The organism is Pseudarthrobacter sp. LT1 (assembly GCF_035621795.1).
Classification (GTDB): domain Bacteria; phylum Actinomycetota; class Actinomycetes; order Actinomycetales; family Micrococcaceae; genus Arthrobacter.
In genome coordinates, this window is the sequence record NZ_CP141830.1 from 2922635 (window position 1) to 2941474 (window position 18840).

At 65.9% G+C, this 18840-nt stretch carries 18 protein-coding genes; 10 read left to right on the forward strand and 8 right to left on the reverse strand.

The window, feature by feature from the left end:
- Nucleotides 1-3: 3 nt before the first annotated feature.
- Complete coding sequence (locus VIK36_RS13735; RefSeq protein WP_324642320.1) at nt 4-1107, forward strand: PLP-dependent cysteine synthase family protein; 1104 nt, start codon at nt 4-6, stop codon at nt 1105-1107.
- Here the strand turns inward: VIK36_RS13735 and VIK36_RS13740 are convergent.
- Entirely contained in the window at nt 1104-1760 is a 657-nt protein-coding gene (locus VIK36_RS13740) for an MBL fold metallo-hydrolase (RefSeq protein ID WP_324642322.1), read from the reverse strand. The two genes, VIK36_RS13735 and VIK36_RS13740, sit on opposite strands and share 4 nt — an antisense overlap.
- A 104-nt stretch (nt 1761-1864) precedes the next feature.
- Here VIK36_RS13740 and VIK36_RS13745 point away from each other — a divergent pair, with 104 nt between their 5' ends.
- A complete protein-coding gene (locus VIK36_RS13745; protein WP_159631620.1) occupies nt 1865-2326 on the forward strand; it encodes a Fur family transcriptional regulator in 462 nt (153 codons plus the stop codon).
- Here VIK36_RS13745 and VIK36_RS13750 read toward each other — a convergent pair.
- The 5 genes from VIK36_RS13750 to VIK36_RS13770 form a co-directional block, all read right to left on the reverse strand.
- A complete protein-coding gene (locus VIK36_RS13750) occupies nt 2304-3188 on the reverse strand; it encodes a metal ABC transporter permease (RefSeq protein WP_255172605.1) in 885 nt (294 codons plus the stop codon). The two genes, VIK36_RS13745 and VIK36_RS13750, sit on opposite strands and share 23 nt — an antisense overlap.
- Nucleotides 3188-4003: a metal ABC transporter ATP-binding protein gene (locus VIK36_RS13755; RefSeq protein WP_324642323.1), complete on the reverse strand. Its 816-nt coding sequence runs from the start codon at nt 4001-4003 to the stop codon at nt 3188-3190. Before VIK36_RS13755 ends, VIK36_RS13750 begins: the two co-directional genes overlap by 1 nt.
- Nucleotides 4000-4986 carry a metal ABC transporter solute-binding protein, Zn/Mn family gene (locus tag VIK36_RS13760; protein WP_324642324.1) on the reverse strand — a complete coding sequence of 329 codons (987 nt, stop codon included), beginning with the start codon at nt 4984-4986 and terminating at the stop codon, nt 4000-4002. The genes VIK36_RS13755 and VIK36_RS13760 overlap by 4 nt, the downstream gene beginning before the upstream one ends.
- A 145-nt stretch (nt 4987-5131) precedes the next feature.
- Nucleotides 5132-6202, reverse strand: a complete 1071-nt coding sequence (locus VIK36_RS13765) for a hemolysin family protein (RefSeq protein WP_255172608.1) — start codon at nt 6200-6202, stop codon at nt 5132-5134.
- A complete protein-coding gene (locus VIK36_RS13770) occupies nt 6199-7533 on the reverse strand; it encodes a hemolysin family protein (RefSeq protein ID WP_324642325.1) in 1335 nt (444 codons plus the stop codon). The genes VIK36_RS13765 and VIK36_RS13770 overlap by 4 nt, the downstream gene beginning before the upstream one ends.
- Before the next feature lie 559 nt (nt 7534-8092).
- Between VIK36_RS13770 and VIK36_RS13775 the strand changes: the two genes are divergently transcribed.
- The 5 genes from VIK36_RS13775 (at nt 8093) to VIK36_RS22115 (ending at nt 14360) form a co-directional block, all read left to right on the forward strand.
- Entirely contained in the window at nt 8093-11878 is a 3786-nt protein-coding gene (locus VIK36_RS13775) for a multifunctional oxoglutarate decarboxylase/oxoglutarate dehydrogenase thiamine pyrophosphate-binding subunit/dihydrolipoyllysine-residue succinyltransferase subunit (protein WP_324642326.1), read from the forward strand.
- Nucleotides 11879-12034: 156 nt separating this feature from the next.
- Nucleotides 12035-12634 (forward strand): GDSL-type esterase/lipase family protein, encoded by a 600-nt coding sequence (locus VIK36_RS13780; protein ID WP_141160025.1) that lies wholly within the window; start codon nt 12035-12037, stop codon nt 12632-12634.
- Between the two features lie 85 nt (nt 12635-12719).
- Complete coding sequence (locus VIK36_RS13785; RefSeq protein ID WP_324642327.1) at nt 12720-13553, forward strand: DUF4097 family beta strand repeat-containing protein; 834 nt, start codon at nt 12720-12722, stop codon at nt 13551-13553.
- The gene (locus tag VIK36_RS13790; RefSeq protein ID WP_324642328.1) at nt 13553-14167 is read left to right on the forward strand and encodes a PadR family transcriptional regulator; all 615 of its coding nucleotides are present in this window, start codon (nt 13553-13555) and stop codon (nt 14165-14167) included. Before VIK36_RS13785 ends, VIK36_RS13790 begins: the two co-directional genes overlap by 1 nt.
- A 118-nt stretch (nt 14168-14285) precedes the next feature.
- Nucleotides 14286-14360, forward strand: coding sequence for a 50S ribosomal protein bL37 (locus VIK36_RS22115; RefSeq protein WP_369299106.1), 75 nt, complete (start codon nt 14286-14288; stop codon nt 14358-14360).
- A gap of 104 nt (nt 14361-14464) precedes the next feature.
- On the opposite strand, the gene rsrA is transcribed toward VIK36_RS22115, so the two are convergent.
- Together rsrA and VIK36_RS13800 are read right to left on the reverse strand one after the other, a co-directional pair.
- Nucleotides 14465-14725: a mycothiol system anti-sigma-R factor gene (gene rsrA, locus VIK36_RS13795; protein ID WP_056334975.1), complete on the reverse strand. Its 261-nt coding sequence runs from the start codon at nt 14723-14725 to the stop codon at nt 14465-14467.
- Nucleotides 14722-15495, reverse strand: a complete 774-nt coding sequence (locus VIK36_RS13800; protein WP_324642329.1) for a sigma-70 family RNA polymerase sigma factor — start codon at nt 15493-15495, stop codon at nt 14722-14724. The genes rsrA and VIK36_RS13800 overlap by 4 nt, the downstream gene beginning before the upstream one ends.
- A 275-nt stretch (nt 15496-15770) precedes the next feature.
- On the opposite strand from VIK36_RS13800, the gene VIK36_RS13805 reads away from it, so the two are divergent.
- Genes VIK36_RS13805 through VIK36_RS13815 form a run of 3 tightly spaced genes read left to right on the forward strand, consistent with a single transcriptional unit; the run spans nt 15771 to nt 18813 of the window.
- A complete protein-coding gene (locus VIK36_RS13805) occupies nt 15771-16319 on the forward strand; it encodes a DoxX family protein (RefSeq protein WP_255172613.1) in 549 nt (182 codons plus the stop codon).
- 6 nt (nt 16320-16325) lie between these two features.
- Nucleotides 16326-17714 (forward strand): 3-phosphoshikimate 1-carboxyvinyltransferase, encoded by a 1389-nt coding sequence (gene aroA, locus VIK36_RS13810; protein WP_324642330.1) that lies wholly within the window; start codon nt 16326-16328, stop codon nt 17712-17714.
- Nucleotides 17698-18813 (forward strand): ribosome small subunit-dependent GTPase A, encoded by a 1116-nt coding sequence (locus VIK36_RS13815; protein WP_324642331.1) that lies wholly within the window; start codon nt 17698-17700, stop codon nt 18811-18813. Before aroA ends, VIK36_RS13815 begins: the two co-directional genes overlap by 17 nt.
- Nucleotides 18814-18840 lie beyond the last annotated feature (27 nt).

Here is an 18840-nt window from a genome sequence, read left to right on the forward strand (position 1 = left end):
GCGGTGAAGATCGAGGGCAGCACCGGCACTGGCAGCGGCGGAACGGACCGGGACTGGGCGGACCAGGCCATCCGCACCATCACGGCGGAGAACAACCGTTCCGCGGACACCCACCTCTATTCGGTGGCCCTGCCGGAGCACTGGGGCATCCAGCTGTACCTCAAGGACGAGTCCACCCACCGGTCCGGCAGCCTCAAGCACCGGCTGGCCAGGTCGCTGTTCCTGTTCGGCCTGGTCAACGGCTGGATCCGGGAGGACACCACCATCGTCGAGGCCTCCAGCGGAAGCACCGCTGTATCGGAGGCGTACTTCGCCCAGCTGCTGGGGCTGCCCTTCGTCGCCGTCATGGCACGCACCACCAGCCCGGAGAAAATCGCACTGATCGAGAAGTTCGGCGGCTCGTGCCTGCTGGTGGAGAACGCCTCTGACGTCTACGCGGCGGCGGAAGAGGTGGCTGCCACCTGCAACGGGCACTACATGGACCAGTTCACCTATGCGGAGCGGGCCACGGACTGGCGCGGCAACAACAACATCGCCGAATCGATCTTTGGCCAGCTCAGCCTGGAGCCACACCCGGTGCCGGACTGGATCGTGGTGGGGGCCGGCACCGGCGGAACCAGCGCCACGATCGGCCGGTACCTGCGGTATCACAGCCATCCCACCAGGCTGCTGGTGGTGGACCCGGAAAACTCCGCGTTCTACCCCGGCTGGCTGGGGGAAGCAGCCGCGCAACCCACGGGCCTGCCCTCGCGGATCGAAGGCATTGGCCGGGCGCGGATGGAGCCCAGTTTCATTCCCACGGTGATCGACAGGATGGTCCAGGTCCCTGACGCCGCATCCGTTGCTGCGATGCGCCACCTGCACTCCTTCGCAGGCCTGCACGCCGGCCCGTCCACCGGCACCAACCTGTGGGGCGTCTGGCAGACAATTGCCGGCATGCTGTCGGAGGGACGCCGGGGCAGCATCGTGTCCTTGATGTGCGACGGCGGCGAACGCTATGCGGGCAACTACTGGAACCAGGAGTGGCTGGCTGGCCAGGGGCTGGATCCGGCGCCGTACGAAGCGGTGATTGCGCGCTTCCTGGACACCGGAGAGTGGACCGGCTAGACCTCCACCGATTCGCGCGGTGCCAGGTGCCGGTATTCTGTGCCGTACTTGGCCCCGATCCGCTTGACGTGCCCTTCAACGATTCCCAGGCCGTTGTCGTTGAGCAGCCCGTCGTGGATCTGGAACGCACGCGGCGCCCGCACCCCGATCACGAAGTCCACTACCTCGGCTGACTTGCTCCACGGGGCGTGCAGCGGAACCAGGAGTGTCTGGACCGTGATGCCGTCCGGGATGATGAAGGAGTCCCCCGGGTGGTACACGTTCTGGTCCACCAGGAAGCCGATGTTGGCCACCATGGGTATCTGGGGGTGGATCAGGGCATGCTGGCCACCAAAGCTGCGGATGTCGAAGCCCGCCGCCTGGAACGAGGATCCCGGATCCACCGCGTGGATGCGTTCCGCGGCACCGGGAGCCTCCTGGCGCAGCTGCTGTGCCACGCCCGCGGGAGCGTGGAGCTCAAGGTGCTGGTTGCCCTGGAGGGCCTCCACCACGGCCTTGGTGTCCAAATGGTCAGCGTGTTCGTGCGTCACCAGTACGGCGTGGGCCCCGGACAGCGCCTCCGCTGATTCGGAGAAGGTTCCGGGATCCAGGACCAGGACCCCGCCTTCCTTCTCGAGCCGGACACAGGCATGGGTGTATTTGGTCAGCTTCATAAGCGCCAGCCTAGGGTCCGTTCCGGAACGCTGTCCACGAACGCCGTCCAGGAAGATCCGGCTGGTAATCTTGATGTTTGCCCCCCACGGAAGCGAGTTCGTCCATGCCTACCGGCGTCAAGGCTGATTCCGCCGCCCCGTCCCCGGCTGGAGGCGGCAAGGAACAGCGCGTTACCAAGCAGCGCAAAGCCGTCAGTGCTGCCCTTGACCGGCTGGACGACTTCGTCAGCACCCAGGAGCTCTACCGGATCCTGCAGAACCAGGGCGTGTCGGTTTCGCTTGCCACCGCCTACCGCATCCTGCAGTCACTCGCCGATGAAGGCCTGGTTGACGTGCTGCGCAACGGCGACGGCGAGGCAGTGTACCGGCGCTGCGCTGTGACCGGCCACCATCACCACCTGCTGTGCAGGAACTGCGGAAAGGCCGTGGAGGTGGAAGCCCCCGCCGTGGAGACGTGGGCCGTGCGCACTGCGTCCGAGCATGGGTTCACCGAGGTGGACCACACAGTGGAAATCTTCGGGCTGTGCCCGGACTGCACTGCCCTTAAGGCTGCCGGGAAGCTGTAAGGACCCGCCCGTTGAGGCCACGGGCCTCCCGTACGGAGCCGATGGTGCGGCACACCACGTAGATCAGGAACGACAACGTGGTGACATAGGGACTGATAGGGATCCGGCCGCCCAGGGCCAGCAGGATTCCGCCCACCGTGGCCGTCACGGCGAAGACCACGCTGAGCACCACCGCCGCCACCGGCGATGAGGTGACCCGCAGGGCTGCGGCTGCAGGAGTGATGAGCAGGGCGAGGACCAGCAGTGCGCCCACCACCTGGATGGACAGGGCCACGCTGACGCCCAGGACAATCATGAACACAATGCCCAGGCTGCGGACGGGCACTCCCCGCGCCTCGGCGAGTTCCGGGTCAACGCTGGCGAAGTTGAGCGGCCGCCAGACGGCCAGCAGCACGAGCATCACGACGACGGCAGTCCCGGCGAGTGCCTGGAGCTGGACTGTGTCCACGGAAACGATCTGCCCGGTCAGCAGCCCGAACTTGTTCGCCGCGCGGCCTTGGTAGAGCGACAGGAACAGGATCCCCAGTCCCAGCCCGAACGGCATGATGACCCCGATGATCGAGTTCTTGTCCCGGGCGCGCACCCCCATCAGGCCCAGCAGCAGCGCGGCCGCCACCGATCCAACCAGCGAGCCGAAGACCACATCGGCCCCGACCAGGAGCGCAAAAGCGGCGCCCGCAAAGGACAGCTCGGAGATGCCGTGGACAGCGAACGCAAGGTCGCGCTTCATGACGAAAGTGCCCACCAGGCCGCCGAGGAGCCCCAGGATGGCGCCGGCCCAGATGGAGTTCTGTACCAGGACCAACAGTTCGCCGTAGTTGTCGAAATTGAAAATGGCGCCCAGGATACTGTCCGCGTCCATTACGCCACCTCCCCTGCCATCGCGTCCGCCCCGGCATGATGGTGCGTGGTGGCATCGGGCAGGCCGACCACCACGAGCCGGCCGTTGGCGCGGATCACCTCCACATGGCTGCCGTAAAGGTCCGAAAGCACTTCCGTGGTCATTACCTCATCGGGCGCCCCAACCCGGAAACGTCCCCCGGCCAGGTAGAGGACACGGTCCACGTACTCGATGATTGGATTGATTTCGTGGGTCACAAAGACCACAGCACTGTTGTGCTCGCGGCTTTGTTTGCTGATCAGGGCGCTCACTGCCTGCTGGTGGTGCAGGTCCAGCGACAACAGCGGCTCGTCACAGAGCAGGACCTGGGGATCCGTCGCCAGGGCCTGGGCCACCCGGAGCCGTTGCTGCTCGCCGCCGGAGAGCTGGCCCACCGGGACGTTGGCATAGTCGGAGGCACCAACCAGCTCCAGGAGCTGGTCAACCTTTCGGTTTGTCCTGGCCAGTGAGAGCCGGATTCCCCAGCGATGGCCGTCCACTCCCAGCCCCACCAGGTCGCGGGCCCGCATGGGTGTGTCCGGTGCAAAGGATTTCTGTTGGGGTACGTAGCCGATCAGGCTGCTGCCGCGTTCCACGGGCTGCCCGCCAAGCGATGCTTCTCCCGCCTGCAGCTTCTGCAGGCCCAGCAGCACTTTCAGGAAGCTGGTCTTGCCACTGCCGTTGGGACCCAGCACGGCGAAGAACTCACCGGGCCTGATGTCCAGGTCAAGGCCCTCCCAGAGCGTGCGCTGGCCGAACCTGAGGCACGCCCCTTTAAGGCTGATGACCGATTTCACCTGTTTGTCTCCAAAACCTTGCTGATGTTGTTCACATTGTCCGTCATCCACTGCAGGTAGGTCTTGCCTTCGGGCAGGGTCTCGGTGAAGTCCACCACAGGCACGCCCGCGGTTTCAGCCGCCTTCTTCAACGCTTCGGTCTGGGGCCCTTCCGTCTGGGCGTTGTAAGCCAGCAGGCGGACGGCTTTGGACCCGACCAGGTCCGTGGCTTCCTTCAGGACGGCGGGAGGAACATCGGCGCCCTCTTCAATTGCGGCCGTGTACTGCTCAGGCGTCGCGTTCGCCAGCCCGGCATCTTCGAGCAGGTACAGCGGCACCGGCTCCGTGACTGCCACCCGGCCCCCACCCCCGGCGGCTTTCAACGCGTCCAACTGGCTGTGCAGAGACGCCAGGGAGGACTTAAGGGATTCGGCGTTGGCGGAAAACGTGGCCGCAGAGCCGGGGTCCAGGGCGGCAAGCTTGTCCGCTATGCCGTCAGTTATCCGCTCCATCGCAGGCAGGCTGTACCAGACGTGCTCGTTGAGGCCGCCGTGGTCATGACCGTCGTGCCCGCCTGCCGCGTCCGGGGTTGTCGATGGCGCTCCACTGGCAGCTTCTTCCGGATGGGCAAGGCCGGAAACCTCGACGGCGGTCAGCACCGAAGCGTTGTCGAGCTTGCTGCTCTCCACCAGGGTGTGGATGAAGTCGTCGTAGCCGCCACCGTTTTCGATGACGAGCTGGGCCTTGGACACAGCCAGCCGGTCCTGGGCGGTCGCCTCGTAGGAGTGCGGATCCTGCCCGGCGTTGTTGATGATTGCCGTCACCTTGACCTTGTCCCCGCCGATCGTGCGGGCAATGTCACCGTAGACGTTTGTTGAGGCCACGACGTTGATCCCCTGTGCCTGGCCCGCGGTTTGGGACGGCTGGGGGCTGCAGGCACTGAGCAGGAGGCCGACTCCTGCGAGGGCGGCAAGGAAGGAGCTGGCAGCGGCTGGACGGCGCACGGAAAACCTCAGTTCACACAGGATGGGGAGGACAACACTGCCCAGCCTATACCTAAATGCGAATGATTCCTATTTAGATGGGCACGCTGCTTCGCAGGGCCCGCCCCTGACGCGCCCCTGCGGGCAGCAGGGGCGCGACGGGGTCTCAGCTGCCGTTCGGCTGGCCCAGCCTGCGGATTCCGGTGGCCTGCGTTGCGTCCCTGATTTCGCCGACCAGCTGTTCGATGACGTCCTCAAGGAAGAGCACCCCGCGTGTATTGCCGTCCGGGCCAATCACCCGCGCAAGGTGGGATCCGGTGCGCTGCATGACGGACATGGCCTTTTCGATCTCGTCTCCCAGCGCCAGGTTTGCCAGGGACCGGACCCGGCTTTCGGCGATGGGCAGCTCATAGGCGGACTCCGGTATGGACAGCACGTCCTTTACATGGAGGTAGCCGTAGAGCATGTCGTCGTCGTCCAGCATGGGGAACCGGGAGAAACCAGTACGGCTGACGGCTTTCTCGAACTCCACGGGGGTGGTGGATGCCCCCAGCATGACCAGGTTTCCGATCGGGACCATGATGTCCTCGGCCGTGTGCTCCGAGAACTCGAGCGCACCCGTAATGAGCCCGGCATCATCGTCCACCAAGCCGTGGCGGGTGGATTCCTGGACAATCGACTGCACCTCCTCCAGGGTGAAGGAGGACGTGACCTCGTCCTTGGGCTCGATCCGCATCAGTTTAAGGATGTGGTTGGCCGACCAGTTGAGGACTGAAATCACCGGATGGACCAGCCGCGAGATGAACAGCAGCGGCGGGGCCAGGAACAGTGCTGCCTTGTCCGCCACGGACACCGAGATGTTCTTGGGCACCATCTCGCCGAATGTCACGTGCAGGAAGGTCACCAGCATCAGGGCCACAGCGAAGGCTGCCACGTCAGCCACTTCCGCCGGCAGGCCTACCGTCTCGATGGGGACCGCGAGCAGGTGGTGGATTGCCGGCTCGGCCACCAGCAGGATCAACAGCGAACAGACCGTGATGCCCAGCTGTGCGCATGCCAGCATCAGAGAGACGTTTTCCATGGCACGCAGGGTGGTGTGGGCGCGCTTTGAGCCGGCATCGGCCAGGGGTTCGATCTGGCTGCGGCGCGCGGACATGATGGCGAACTCAGCGGCCACGAAGAAGGCGTTGCCCAGCAGGAGGACACCCAGCCACAGTATTCCGGCCCAGTCACTCATGGCTTGCTCCTGTGGTTGGCATCCTGCGCAGCCGGCTCCGCCGCGGGGTGGAAGCAGATACGGTCGATCCTGCGGCCGTCCATCCGGGTGACGCTGAGTGTCCCGCCGTTGACCGGAACGGTGTCGCCCACGGCCGCAATCCTGCCGAGCTTGCTCATGACATAGCCGCCCACGGTTTCATAGGCTGCTTCGTCCGGAACGCTCAGGCCAGGTATGTGCTCGGACAGCTCATCGGGACGGAGAAGCCCAGGGAAGTACCAGTCACCGGAGGCACTCTGCAGCAGCCCCGGCCGGACCTTGTCGTGCTCGTCCGCCACCTCGCCCACAATTTCCTCCACCAGGTCTTCCAGGGTGGCAATGCCGGCGGTTCCACCGTATTCATCCAGCACGACGGCCAGTTGCAGGTTTCCCTCCCGGAGCTCGGCCAGCAGGGCATCCAGGTGGATGGTTTCGGGCACGCGCAGCACCTCGGTCATGATGGCGCCCGCTTCGAGGTTCTGCCGGCGTTCCCACGGAACGGCAACGGCCTTCTTGACGTGCACCAGGCCACGGATGTCATCGGCCGAGTCCCCGATGACAGGGAAGCGTGAGTAGCCGGTCCTGCGTGCCGCATCCACGACGTCGGAGACCGGCTGGTCGGCGTCGATCGTCTCCAGCCTGATGCGCGGTGTCATCACGTCCGCCGCTGTCCTCGTGGAGAAGTTCAGGGTGCGGGCAATGAAGTTGGCAGTCCCGGCGTCAAGGGTTCCCATCGCAGCGGACCTGCGGACCAGCGAGGCAAGCTCCGCCGGCGTACGGGCACCCGAAATCTCCTCCTTGGCTTCCAGTCCAAAGACGTGCAGGACCTTGTTGGAAAATCCGTTGAGGACCAGGATGGCCGGTTTGAAGATGGTGGTGAAGACGAGCTGCGGCCCCGCCAGGGCGCGGCCCACGGGAAACGCCAGTGCGATGGCCATGTTTTTCGGCACGAGCTCACCCAGGAGCATGGACAGCAGCGTCGCCACCACCATCGCCAGGATCAGCGAGACGGACTCCACCGCCACGTCGGGAAGTCCGACCGCGCCCAGCGGCGCCTTGAGGAGGCGGCCCACCGAAGGTTCCATGACATAACCGGTGAGCAAAGTGGTCAGCGTGATGCCGAGCTGGCAGCTGGACAGCTGGGTTGACAGTGACTTAAGGCAGGTGAGCAAGGGCACCGCGCCCGTGTCGCCGTCGTCGATTGCGCGCTGGACTGTTGCCTGGTCCAGGGCGATAAGGGAGAATTCGACGGCCACGAAGAACCCGGTGCCGGCGATCAGCAGCAAGCCCGCTGCAAGGAGGAGCCACTCCATTCAGCATCCCGCCCGGAGCGCGGGCTGAGCCGGAAGGGTAGTCGGCCGTGGGGTGGAAAAGCTGTTTCGTCCCGGCGGAGGATGATCGGCGGATACCGACGCCTGGTCCGTGCGGGTAGCGGCAAGCTGGGCCGTGGGCTGGTGATGGGCGCGTTGTCGGGGTTTGCCGGCTCTGGGGGCGGACTGCGCGGCGCTGCTCTTCGAGCTCCGCTGACAGCGCCCAGGCCGGCACCTAGATTTACTGTCCATAAGAATTTCAGTCTACAGGAGCAGCCCCGCGCCGGACGCTGGGCCGGGCGGCCGGAAGTGGCCTGTTGGCCTGCCTGCGCGACCCCCGCACGGGCAGCCGGGCGGCCCCTTGCGGCTGGCCGGCGGCCGCCATATTCGGGCCCTGGTTCGTCACTTCATGATTTGAGTCACCCTTATTGGCAGTTAACACACCATGCTCACTAGACTTGCAAAGGTCCGGGTTCAGAGGACGCAGAGACTGGTTCGAACGTAGTGCTGAAGCACCGGGGGGCCAAAGAGAAATCAAACTCATGGAAGAGGCGTATTTCAAGTGCCAGAGCAGCCAAGCCACCGTCTACCAGAGGAATTTGGCGGAAACGAGTGGCTCGTTGACGAACTGTACGAGCAGTACCAGCAGGATAAGAACGCCGTGGATGCCAAGTGGTGGCCCCTGTTTGAATCCTTCGACTCGGGCAACGGTTCTTCTTCCAATGGAAATTCCGCACAGGCCAACCCTCCCACCCGGGAACTCCCCGTCGTGAAGCAGGCTTCCGCAGCACCGGCACCGTCGCCGGCCGCTGCTGCCCCGGCGCCCGCCGCACCGGCAGCCCCAGCACCCGTTAAGAAGGCCCCTGCCACGGAAGCCCGCGACGGCGGCAAGAAGACAGAGGCCGGCACCGGCTCGCAGCCCATCCCGGCGCAGCTGCCCAAGAACGTCAAGGCACCCACCGCACCCGAGGAAGACGTCGTCTCCGTCCTCCGCGGACCGGCGAAGGCCATCGCCACCAACATGGTCACCAGCCTCCAGGTGCCCACCGCCACCAGCGTCCGTGCCATTCCGGCCAAGCTGCTCATCGACAACCGCGTGGTCATCAACTCAAACCTGGCCCGCGCCCGCGGCGGCAAGGTTTCCTTTACCCACCTCATCGGCTACGCCGTGATCCGCGCCCTGTCCCAGTTCCCCTCCATGAACGTGTACTACGACGAGGTGGATGGCAAGCCTGTTGCAGTCCAGCCGGCGCACGTCAACTTCGGCATCGCCATCGACATGCCCAAGCCCGACGGCACCCGGCTGCTCATGGTCCCGAACATCAAGAAGGCTGAAACCCTCAACTTCGCCGAGTTCTGGCACACGTACGAGGACCTGATCAAGCGGGCCCGCAACGGCAAGCTCACCGCCGAGGACCACCAGGGCACCACCGTGTCCCTGACCAACCCCGGCGGCATCGGCACCGTCCACTCGGTGCCGCGCCTTTCCAAGGGCCAGGCCGCCATCATCGGCGTCGGCGCCCTTGACTACCCCGCAGAGTTCCAGGGCGCCAGCGAAAAGATCATCGCCCAAAACGCCATCAGCAAGGTCCTCACCCTGACCTCGACGTACGACCACCGCGTCATCCAGGGCGCAGGCAGCGGCGAGTTCCTCAAGCTGGTCCACCAGCTGCTGCTGGGCGCGCAGAATTTCTACGACGAGATCTTCGAAGCCCTGCGCATCCCCTACGAGCCCGTCCGCTGGAGCCCGGACCTGCAGGTAGACCCGGCCGACGAGATCAACAAGGTCGCCCGGATCCAGCAGCTGATCCACTCCTTCCGCGTCCGCGGCCACCTCATGGCGGACACCGACCCGCTGGAGTACGTCCAGCGCAAGCACCCGGACCTCGACGTCCTCACCTACGGCCTGACCCTCTGGGACCTGGACCGCGAATGGCCCACCGGCGGCTTCGGCGGCAAGCCGATGCTGAAGTTCCGCGACATCCTGGGCGTCCTGCGCGATGCCTACTGCCGCACCACGGGCATCGAGTACATGCACATCCAGGAGCCTGCCGAGCGCAAGTGGTTCCAGGACCAGCTGGAGCACGCCTACTCCAAGCCCAGCCGCGAGGAACAGCTGCGGATTGTCTCCAAGCTGAACGCCGCCGAGGCCTTTGAGACGTTCCTGCAGACCAAGTTCGTCGGCCAGAAGCGCTTCTCCCTGGAAGGCGGCGAGTCCCTGATCCCGCTGCTTGACGCCATCATGTCCGATGCCGCCGACGACGGCCTGGACGAGGTTGCGATCGGCATGGCCCACCGTGGCCGCCTCAACGTGCTGACGAACATCGCCGGCAAGACCTACGCCCAGGTGTTCCGCGAGTTCGAAGGCACCCAGGATCCGCGCTCTGTGCAGGGCTCCGGTGACGTCAAGTACCACCTGGGGACCGAAGGCACCTTCACCTCCGACAACGGCAAGGAGACCAAGGTCTACCTCGCCGCCAACCCGTCGCATCTGGAAGCCGTGGACTCCGTCCTCGAAGGCATCGTCCGGGCCAAGCAGGACCGGCTGGACCAGGGCGAGTCGTTCCCTGTCCTGCCCATCATGGTCCACGGCGACGCGGCCTTCGCCGGCCAGGGCGTGGTGGCGGAGACGCTCAACCTGTCCCAGCTCCGGGGTTACCGCACCGGTGGAACCATCCACATCGTGGTCAACAACCAGGTGGGCTTCACCACCGCCCCGTCGTCGTCGCGCTCGTCCACCTACTCCACGGACGTTGCCAAGATGATCCAGGCGCCCGTGTTCCACGTGAACGGCGACGACCCCGAGGCCGTTGTCCGCATCGGCCAGCTGGCCTATGAGTTCCGGCAGCGCTTCCACAAGGACGTTGTGATCGACATGGTGTGCTACCGCCGCCGGGGCCACAATGAGGGCGATGACCCCTCGATGACCCAGCCGCTGATGTACAACCTCATCGAAGCCAAGCGCTCCGTCCGCAAGCTGTACACCGAGTCACTCATCGGCCGCGGCGACATCACCGAGGAAGAAGCCGAGCAGCTGCTCCGCGACTACCAGGAACGGCTGGAACGGGTCTTTGCCGAGACCCACGCCGCCCAGACCTCGCCTATCCCGATCGTCACCGCCGACTCCGCTGCCGTGTCCGACATCGAACGGCCCAAGGCACAGCAGTCCGATTCCAGCGTCAGCGCACCGGCCTCCACGGCCATCAGCGCCGACACCCTGGCCCGGATCGGCAAGGCACACGTCGAGATCCCCGACGGCTTCACGGTCCACCCCAAGCTCAAGCAGCTTTTGGAGAAGCGCGAACAGATGTCCCGCGAGGGCGGCATCGACTGGGGCTTCGGCGAGATTGCAGCCTTCGGTTCGTTGATCATGGAAGGCGTCCCCGTTCGCCTGGCCGGCCAGGACTCGCGTCGCGGCACCTTCGTGCAGCGCCACGCCGTCTTCCACGACCGTGCCAACGGCAAGGAATGGCTGCCCCTGGGCAACCTCTCCGATGACCAGGCCAAGCTGTGGATCTACGACTCCCTGCTGTCCGAATACGCCGCCATGGGCTTCGAGTACGGCTACTCCGTGGAACGCCCGGACGCCCTTGTCCTGTGGGAGGCCCAGTTCGGTGACTTCGTCAACGGTGCGCAGACCATCATCGACGAATTCATCTCGTCCGCCGAGCAGAAGTGGGGCCAGCGCTCCTCGCTGGTCCTGATGCTCCCGCACGGCTACGAGGGTCAGGGCCCGGACCACTCCTCTGCCAGGATCGAGCGGTTCCTGCAGCTGTGTGCCGAGGACAACATGATCGTGGCCAACCCCACCACGGCGGCCTCGCACTTCCACCTGCTGCGCCGCCAGGCGTACAGCCGCCCGCGCAAGCCGCTGATCATCTTCACGCCCAAGCAGCTCCTGCGCCTGAAGGCCGCCGCGTCGTCCGTCGAGGACTTCACCAACGGCACCTTCCGCCCCGTCATCGGTGACCACGAGCAGCTGCCGGCCACCGCCGTCGAACGTGTGCTCCTGGTGTCCGGCCGCCTGTACTACGATCTCCTGTCCACCCGGCAGAAGACCGGCGACAAGACCACCGCCATCGTCCGCGTGGAGCAGCTCTACCCGCTGCCGCACGCCGAGATCGAAGCGGAGCTCGCCAAGTACCCCAACGCCGAAGTGGTGTGGGCCCAGGACGAGCCCGCCAACCAGGGGCCGTGGCCGTTCATGGGACTGCACCTGCCGGAGGCCCTCGACCGCCGCGTCCGCCTGGTGTCCCGGCCGGCATCGGCCTCCACAGCTGCCGGATCCATGAAACGGCACGCTGCGGAGCAGGATGTCCTCCTGAAGCAGGCATTCGCACGGAAGTAAGCAGTAAGGCTGCCCGGCTGGAGTCGAAATACCCGACTCCGGCCGGGCAGTTCTGTTTAATGGATTGACAGCGCCTCCCCGCGCCTCCGCAGCAGCGGCGGCAACGGCGGCAGCGGACGTAACGAAGTAAACCCGTACCGAAGTAAAGAGGAACGCGTGGAAGACAGGAAGCTGCGGATTGCGGCTGTAGGAGACGAACTGCTGGCCGGACTGGGCGATCCCCGGGCGCTTGGCTGGCTGGGCCGCGTCCTGGCCCGCACTCCCCAGGACGGCATGCTGCTGGAAAGCTATGCCCTCCCCTGCCCGCAGGAAGGTACGGAAGGCCTCGCTGCACGCTGGCTGGACGAAGCCGGGAGGCGGTTCAGCCCGCAGGCGGAGAACCGGCTGGTCATCGGCCTCTCCGGTCGCGACATCGAGTTCGGCCTCTCCACTGCACGGAGCCGGTTGAACCTGGCCAATATCCTGGACTCGGCTTCCCAGAACAGGATCGAAGTATTCGTCGTGGGGCCACCCCCCACCCTGGACCCCGCCCAGAACCGCCGGCTGGACGAACTCAACACTGCCTTCGCGGATGTGACCACGCGCCGCAAGCACCTCTACGTCGACACGTTCTCGCCCCTGCTGAACCACGAACAGTGGCGCCAGGACCTCGCCGCAAACGGTGGAACCCCCGGCCAGGCCGGGTACGGCCTCATGGCCTGGCTGGTACTGCACCGCGGCTGGTTCCAGTGGCTGGGCATGGACGCGCCCCAGTAGCGCCATTCGAGATATATCTTGACCCCGCCACCGGGCGGCGATACGTTGGAGCGACAACGCGATATATCGCCTTCTGGAGGGGACCATGACCGGAGAAAGCTGGACTGTCGCCAGCCCGCAAACCATCGACATCGACGCCGTGACTGCCGTGAAGCTCGGCATGGTCGGGGGCAGGTTTGAGATCATCGAGCACGACGAACCCGCAGTTCGCCTGGAATTCTCCGAGGTCCACGGCGACCCCGTGGCGGTGTCCCTGAACGGCGGCAGGCTGGAAGTCCGGCACCAACTGCACGGCGCGCAGGGCTGGTTCAAAAATCTCATGGAGACCGTCAACCACACCAGCGACAACTCGGCCGTCATTACCGTCCTCGTTCCCCGCGGAGTGGAGGTGGAAGCCGGAACCGTGAGGGGGGATGGAACCGTCTCAGGTATTTCCGCCCATGTCCGCCTCAATACCGTGTCGGGTTCCGTTACTGCCGACAACACCTCCGGCGAACTGCAGGTCAACACGGTCAGTGGCAGCGTGGCCGTCAGGAACCACCGGGGCGTCCTCACCGCCAAAAGCATCTCGGGTGAGGTCATTGCCTCCGGCCACTTCAGCCATGTACGCACCAACACCGTCAGCGGACACCTCAGCTTCGACCTGCTCGATTACACGCAGGATTTTGGCTCCAACTCCGTCTCGGGAGACCTCACCATCAGCCTGCCGGCTGACGTGGGCATCGACATTGTGGCCAAGTCCGCCGGCGGGGCGGTGATCCTGGACGGCCACCAGTGCCTCCTCACGAACGGCAAAGTGGAGACGATTGCCGGGCCCGATGGGCAACTGATGCTTGTCCGGACCAACTCGGTGTCCGGCAAAACCTCCATCTCGCACGCACCCGCGCCCGTCGACTCCCATGGGGAAGCTGAACGCTGATGCCTCCCGTCTTCGCACACGGTGCGTTGCGCCTCTATCTCCTCTCCCTGCTCGAAAGCGGCCCCAAGCACGGCTACGAGCTCATCAAGGCGCTCAAGGACCGGTTCGGCGGGACTTATTCACCGAGTGCGGGGACCGTCTACCCCAGGCTGGGCAAACTCGAAGAGGACGGCCTGGTGGCAACCGAGCCGGCGGGACGGCGCACCAACTACCGCATCACAGCAGCCGGCCTTGCTGAACTGAACCGGCGCCGGGAGGACCTGGCGGGCGTTGAGAATGACATCGCAGCTTCGGTGCAACGGCTTTCCGGAACCCTCAAGGAGGACATCCGCAGCAGCATGCGGGGGTTCCGCAGCGACCTTGCCGCAGCGGCGGAGGCAGCCCGTGCCGCGGCTGCGTCGGCCACCACCCCGCCGGGAAGCGGCCAGCCGCAGGCGCGCAGGGGGCAGCCGCTCAGGGAGGCAGAACTGCTGCTGCAGGATTTCCGCGACGAGCTTCGCGCGGACCTGCGGCGCCAGGCCACGCACCGGCCCATCAGCCCCGCGACGCTGGAGACCGTGAGGACGGCCCTGGACGAAGCCCGTGCGGCCATCCGTGGCACCCTTCAGCCCTAGCACCCCGCCGTGCCAGCCCTCCCGCAGGTCATCCGCCGTTTCCCGGTTCGCGGGGCGCCAGATCATGTGGGAGACTTGAGGGCAGCTCTTTTGAGTACCAACAGTAAGGAGGCCAGCTATGAGCAAGCGTGCACGCAAGCGTCGTGACCGTAAGCGTGGCGGCGCGAACCACGGGAAGCGCCCCAACACCTAGGCAAATGCCAGGGACTACGGTTCAAGTGAAGGACCCCGCAAGCCACTCGGCTTACGGGGTCCTTTGCTGTCTTCGGCCCTGACGGGGCGAACCGCGTCCTGTACCTACGCCTCCACGGGACGGATCGCGTGGATCCGGTCCAGGATGGCGTTCTTCAGATTGTCCGGCGCAGACTCCGTGCAGGACCGCTTGACCATGTTGCGAATGACGCATTCGAGGTCATACTGCTCCGTGCACTCGGGGCAGTCATCAAGGTGGTTCTTGATTTCCGTAATATCCTCACGGGTCAGTGCCCCGTCAAGGTACTCGTAGATGCGTTGCATCCGGGTATCGTCGCAGTCGCCCAATCCCTGGCAGTCGCTCATTTCCTGTTCTCCTGTGCTTTGCTTCCTGCCGCATCCGACGCATTTGCGGCCGTTTTGAATCCCCGCTCGGCGGCGTATTCCGCGAGCATGTCCCGCAACATTCGCCGGCCGCGGTGGAGCCGGGACATCACGGTGCCGATGGGCGTGTTCATGATGTCTGAGATTTCCTTGTAGGCGAAGCCCTCCACGTCAGCGAAATAGACCGCCAGGCGGAACTCCTCCGGAATGTCCTGCAGCGCCCTCTTGACGTCGGAATCCGGAAGGTGGTCCAGGGCTTCAGCCTCTGCCGAACGCAGTCCGCTTGACGTGTGCGATTCCGCCCGGGCCAGCTGCCAGTCCTCGATGCTGTCCGAGTTCGACTGCAGTGGCTCGCGCTGCCGCTTGCGGTACAGGTTGATGTACGTGTTGGTCAGGATCCGGTAGAGCCAGGCTTTGAGGTTTGTGCCCGGCTTGTACTGGTGGAAGGCCGAGAAAGCTTTCGTGTAAGCCTCCTGGACCAGGTCCTCCGCGTCTGACGGGTTCCGTGCCATACGCATGGCCGCGGAGTACAGCTGGTCGACATACTGCATGGCGTCCCGCTCAAAGCGAAGCCGGCGTTGCTCCACGCTCTCGGTGGCAACGTCCACGGTGCTGTCCTCAGCGTCCGCTTCAACGGCCAGTGGACCGGCATCTGCCTGTCCGGCAGGCAGGGGCGCTGCGCCTGCCCTGCCGTTCGCTTCGCCGGGAGAAGCCTCATACATGGCCGCGACGGCCGGATCCAGGGTGCTCATTGCCTTCAAGTCTACTGTCAGGCGCCCCGCAAGGGGCATGCCGTACTCCGGCGGCTCGGCGGCCAGTTTGTCCACTGCCACCGGTCCTGCCTGTCTGGCCCCGTCCAACACCTTCCGCAAGGCCCAACTCCGCTCTGTATCGGGTGAATGATCGCCGGGCCCGTCCCGCGGACCCGACAGCCATAACCGTCTTCCACGGGCAAATATTCCCCAAAAGTGCAAGACTAGGACCGACTCCGCCGCTCGCCGCGGCTCGTCCATCCAGGAGGAAATCCATGTCCTTTGTCCGCACGCTCGCCAGGCCCATGCTCGCTTCCAGTTTCGTTCTTGCCGGACTGGATAAGCTCAAGAACTCCGACGACACTGCACAGCAGCTCTCCCCCCTGCTGCGCAAGGCTGCGGCCTCGCTGCCCTTCCAGACGAGCGAGAAGACCCTGGCCCGCGTCATCGGCGGAACCCAGGTGGGAGCCGGCGTCCTGTTCGGCCTTGGCAAATTCTCCCGGCTCTCCGCCGGCCTGCTCACCGTGGTCTCCCTCCTGAACACCTTCGTTGAGTGGCGCAGCGCGGACATCAGCAGCAAGGAAGGGCGCGAAGGCCGCAGGAACCAGCTGCTCAAGAACCTCTCCCTCAGTGGCGGCGCCCTGCTCGCATCCGTGGATACTGCAGGCAAGCCCGGCCTCGCCTGGCGCGCCGAACACCTGGCCGCCGACGCGCGCCGCAACGCTTCGCACCTGGCCGCCGACGCCCGCAGGACCACCACCAAGAAGCTGAACAAGGCGGACAAGGCCGTACGCCGCGCCGTCGAGCACGCCGCGGGAGCCTAAGCACGAATGACCGCAGCAGCTGCCACCCGGGACGCATCCGGAACACCCGTCCAGCACTGGGCCGCACCTTTCGCAGCCCGGCCCGTCAATGCCACCGTAACCGTCCCCGGCTCGAAGTCCCTGACCAACAGGTACCTGGTCCTCGCGGCCCTCGCGGACGGACCGTCCCGGCTCCGGGCCCCCCTGCACTCCAGGGACTCCGCGCTCATGATCGAGGCGCTCAGGCAGCTCGGCGCCACCATCACCGAAGTGCCCGGGGACGGCTCCTTTGGACCTGACCTGGAGGTTGTTCCGCTCCCGGCGGCAGCCGCGCCGTCCGCCACCAGGATCGACTGTGGGCTTGCCGGCACCGTCATGCGGTTCGTCCCGCCGCTCGCGGCGCTCCGTAACGGAGCCAGCGTGTTCGACGGCGATCCGCATGCCCGGAAGCGTCCCATGGGGACCATCATCGAAGCCCTCAAAGCCCTGGGCGTGGCCGTTTCCGCCGAAGACGGCAGCGCCCCGTCGTCGCTCCCGTTCGTGGTGCAGGGCACCGGCGCCGTCCGCGGCGGCCACCTGGTGATCGATGCCAGCGCCTCCTCCCAGTTCGTTTCCGCGCTCCTGCTGGTGGGCGCCAGGTTCGACGAAGGCCTGCACCTGGAACACGTGGGGAAGCCCGTCCCCAGCCTTGACCACATCAACATGACGGTGGCTGTCCTGCGGGGCGCAGGCGTGTCCGTGGACGACTCCGTCCCCAACCACTGGGTGGTGGCGCCGGGCCCGATCCGGGCCTTCGACCAGCGGATCGAACAGGACCTCTCCAATGCCGGGCCGTTCCTGGCAGCGGCCTTGGCCACGCGGGGCACGGTCCGGATCCCGAACTGGCCCACGGAAACCCAGCAGGTGGGCGACCTGTGGCGCAATATCCTGGCAAGCATGGGTGCCACCGTCACCCTGGAAGACGGCCTCCTCACCGTCACCGGCGGCCCGGAGATCAAGGGCGGCGACTTCGCGGACACCAGCGAACTGGCCCCCACGGTGGCGGCGCTCTGTGCCCTGGCCACCGGCCCATCCCGGCTTACCGGGATCGCACACCTCCGCGGCCACGAAACAGACCGGCTTGCCGCCCTGGTGGCGGAAATCAACCGGCTCGGCGGTGACGCCGAGGAGACCGACGACGGACTGGTGATCCGCCCCGCACGGCTGCACGCCGGCGTCGTCCACAGCTATGCCGACCACCGCATGGCCACCGCGGGGGCAATCCTGGGACTAGCCGTGGACGGCGTCCAGGTGGAGGACATCGCCACCACAGCCAAGACCATGCCCGACTTCCCGCAGCTCTGGGCAAGCATGCTGGCCCAGGATGCGGCCGGGGCGCCGGGGCCGGAAGGGCGCGGCAGTGGCGCGGAGCACTGATTCCTGGGACGAATCAGACGTCCGGATCCGCCCCAGCAAGAAAGGTTCCCGGCCCCGGACCAAGGACCGGCCCAGCCATGACGATGCCGTGACCGGTCGGATCATCACGGTGGACCGCGGACGGTACACGGCAGTGGTGGGCGAAGACTCGGACAACGAGCGCGTTGTCATCGCAGCGCGCGCCCGCGAACTGCGCCGCTCGCCCGTGGTGGCCGGCGACTTCGTCTCGCTCGTGGGGGACGTGTCCGGGGCCCCGGACACGCTTGCCCGACTGGTAAAGATCCAGGACCGCCATACCCTCCTGCGCCGCAGCGCCGACGACACCGACCCCGTTGAGCGGGCCGTCGTGGCCAACGCCGACCAACTGGTGATTGTGGTGGCGGCCGCCAACCCGGAGCCGCGAACCGGGTTCATCGATCGCGCCCTGGTGGCTGCCTACGACGCCGGAATCGAGCCGATCCTGCTGGTCACCAAGGCCGACGTCAAGGATCCTGCGGAGTTGCTGTCCAACTACACCCATCTGGACTTCCCAGTGATCATCAGCCGGACTGCGGATGCTCGAGCCTCGGGGATCGACGCAAGGTCCGACGACGGCCTCTCGGCAAGGCTGGACAGCGCTGCGGTCGCCGCCCTGCGCGACCACCTCGACGGCAAGGTCACCGTAATGCTGGGGCACTCCGGCGTGGGCAAGTCCACCATGGTGAACGCGCTGACCGGTGCCGAGCGGGCCACAGGTGGAGTAAACGCGGTCACCGGGCGCGGCCGCCACACGTCGTCGTCAGCCCTGGCCCTGCGCCTGGCAGACGCGCCGGCCGGCAGCTGGATCATTGATACCCCCGGCATCCGTTCCTTCGGACTGGCACACGTGGACCCGGACCGGATCCTGCGCTCTTTTCCCGACCTCTCCCCCGGCATCGAAAACTGTGAACGCGGCTGCAAGCACACTGTAAACGCGGTGAACTGCGGCCTGGACGACTGGGTGGCAGGCGGGCACGCAGGTCCCACCGGCCCGGCACGCCTGGCATCGCTCCGGCGGCTGCTCGGCGCTGACCCCCGCATGGAAGCACAGGAAACCAAAGAGCTCGGCAGCGTCAACTGACGCGTTCTCCCGGCAGAAACGTCCGCA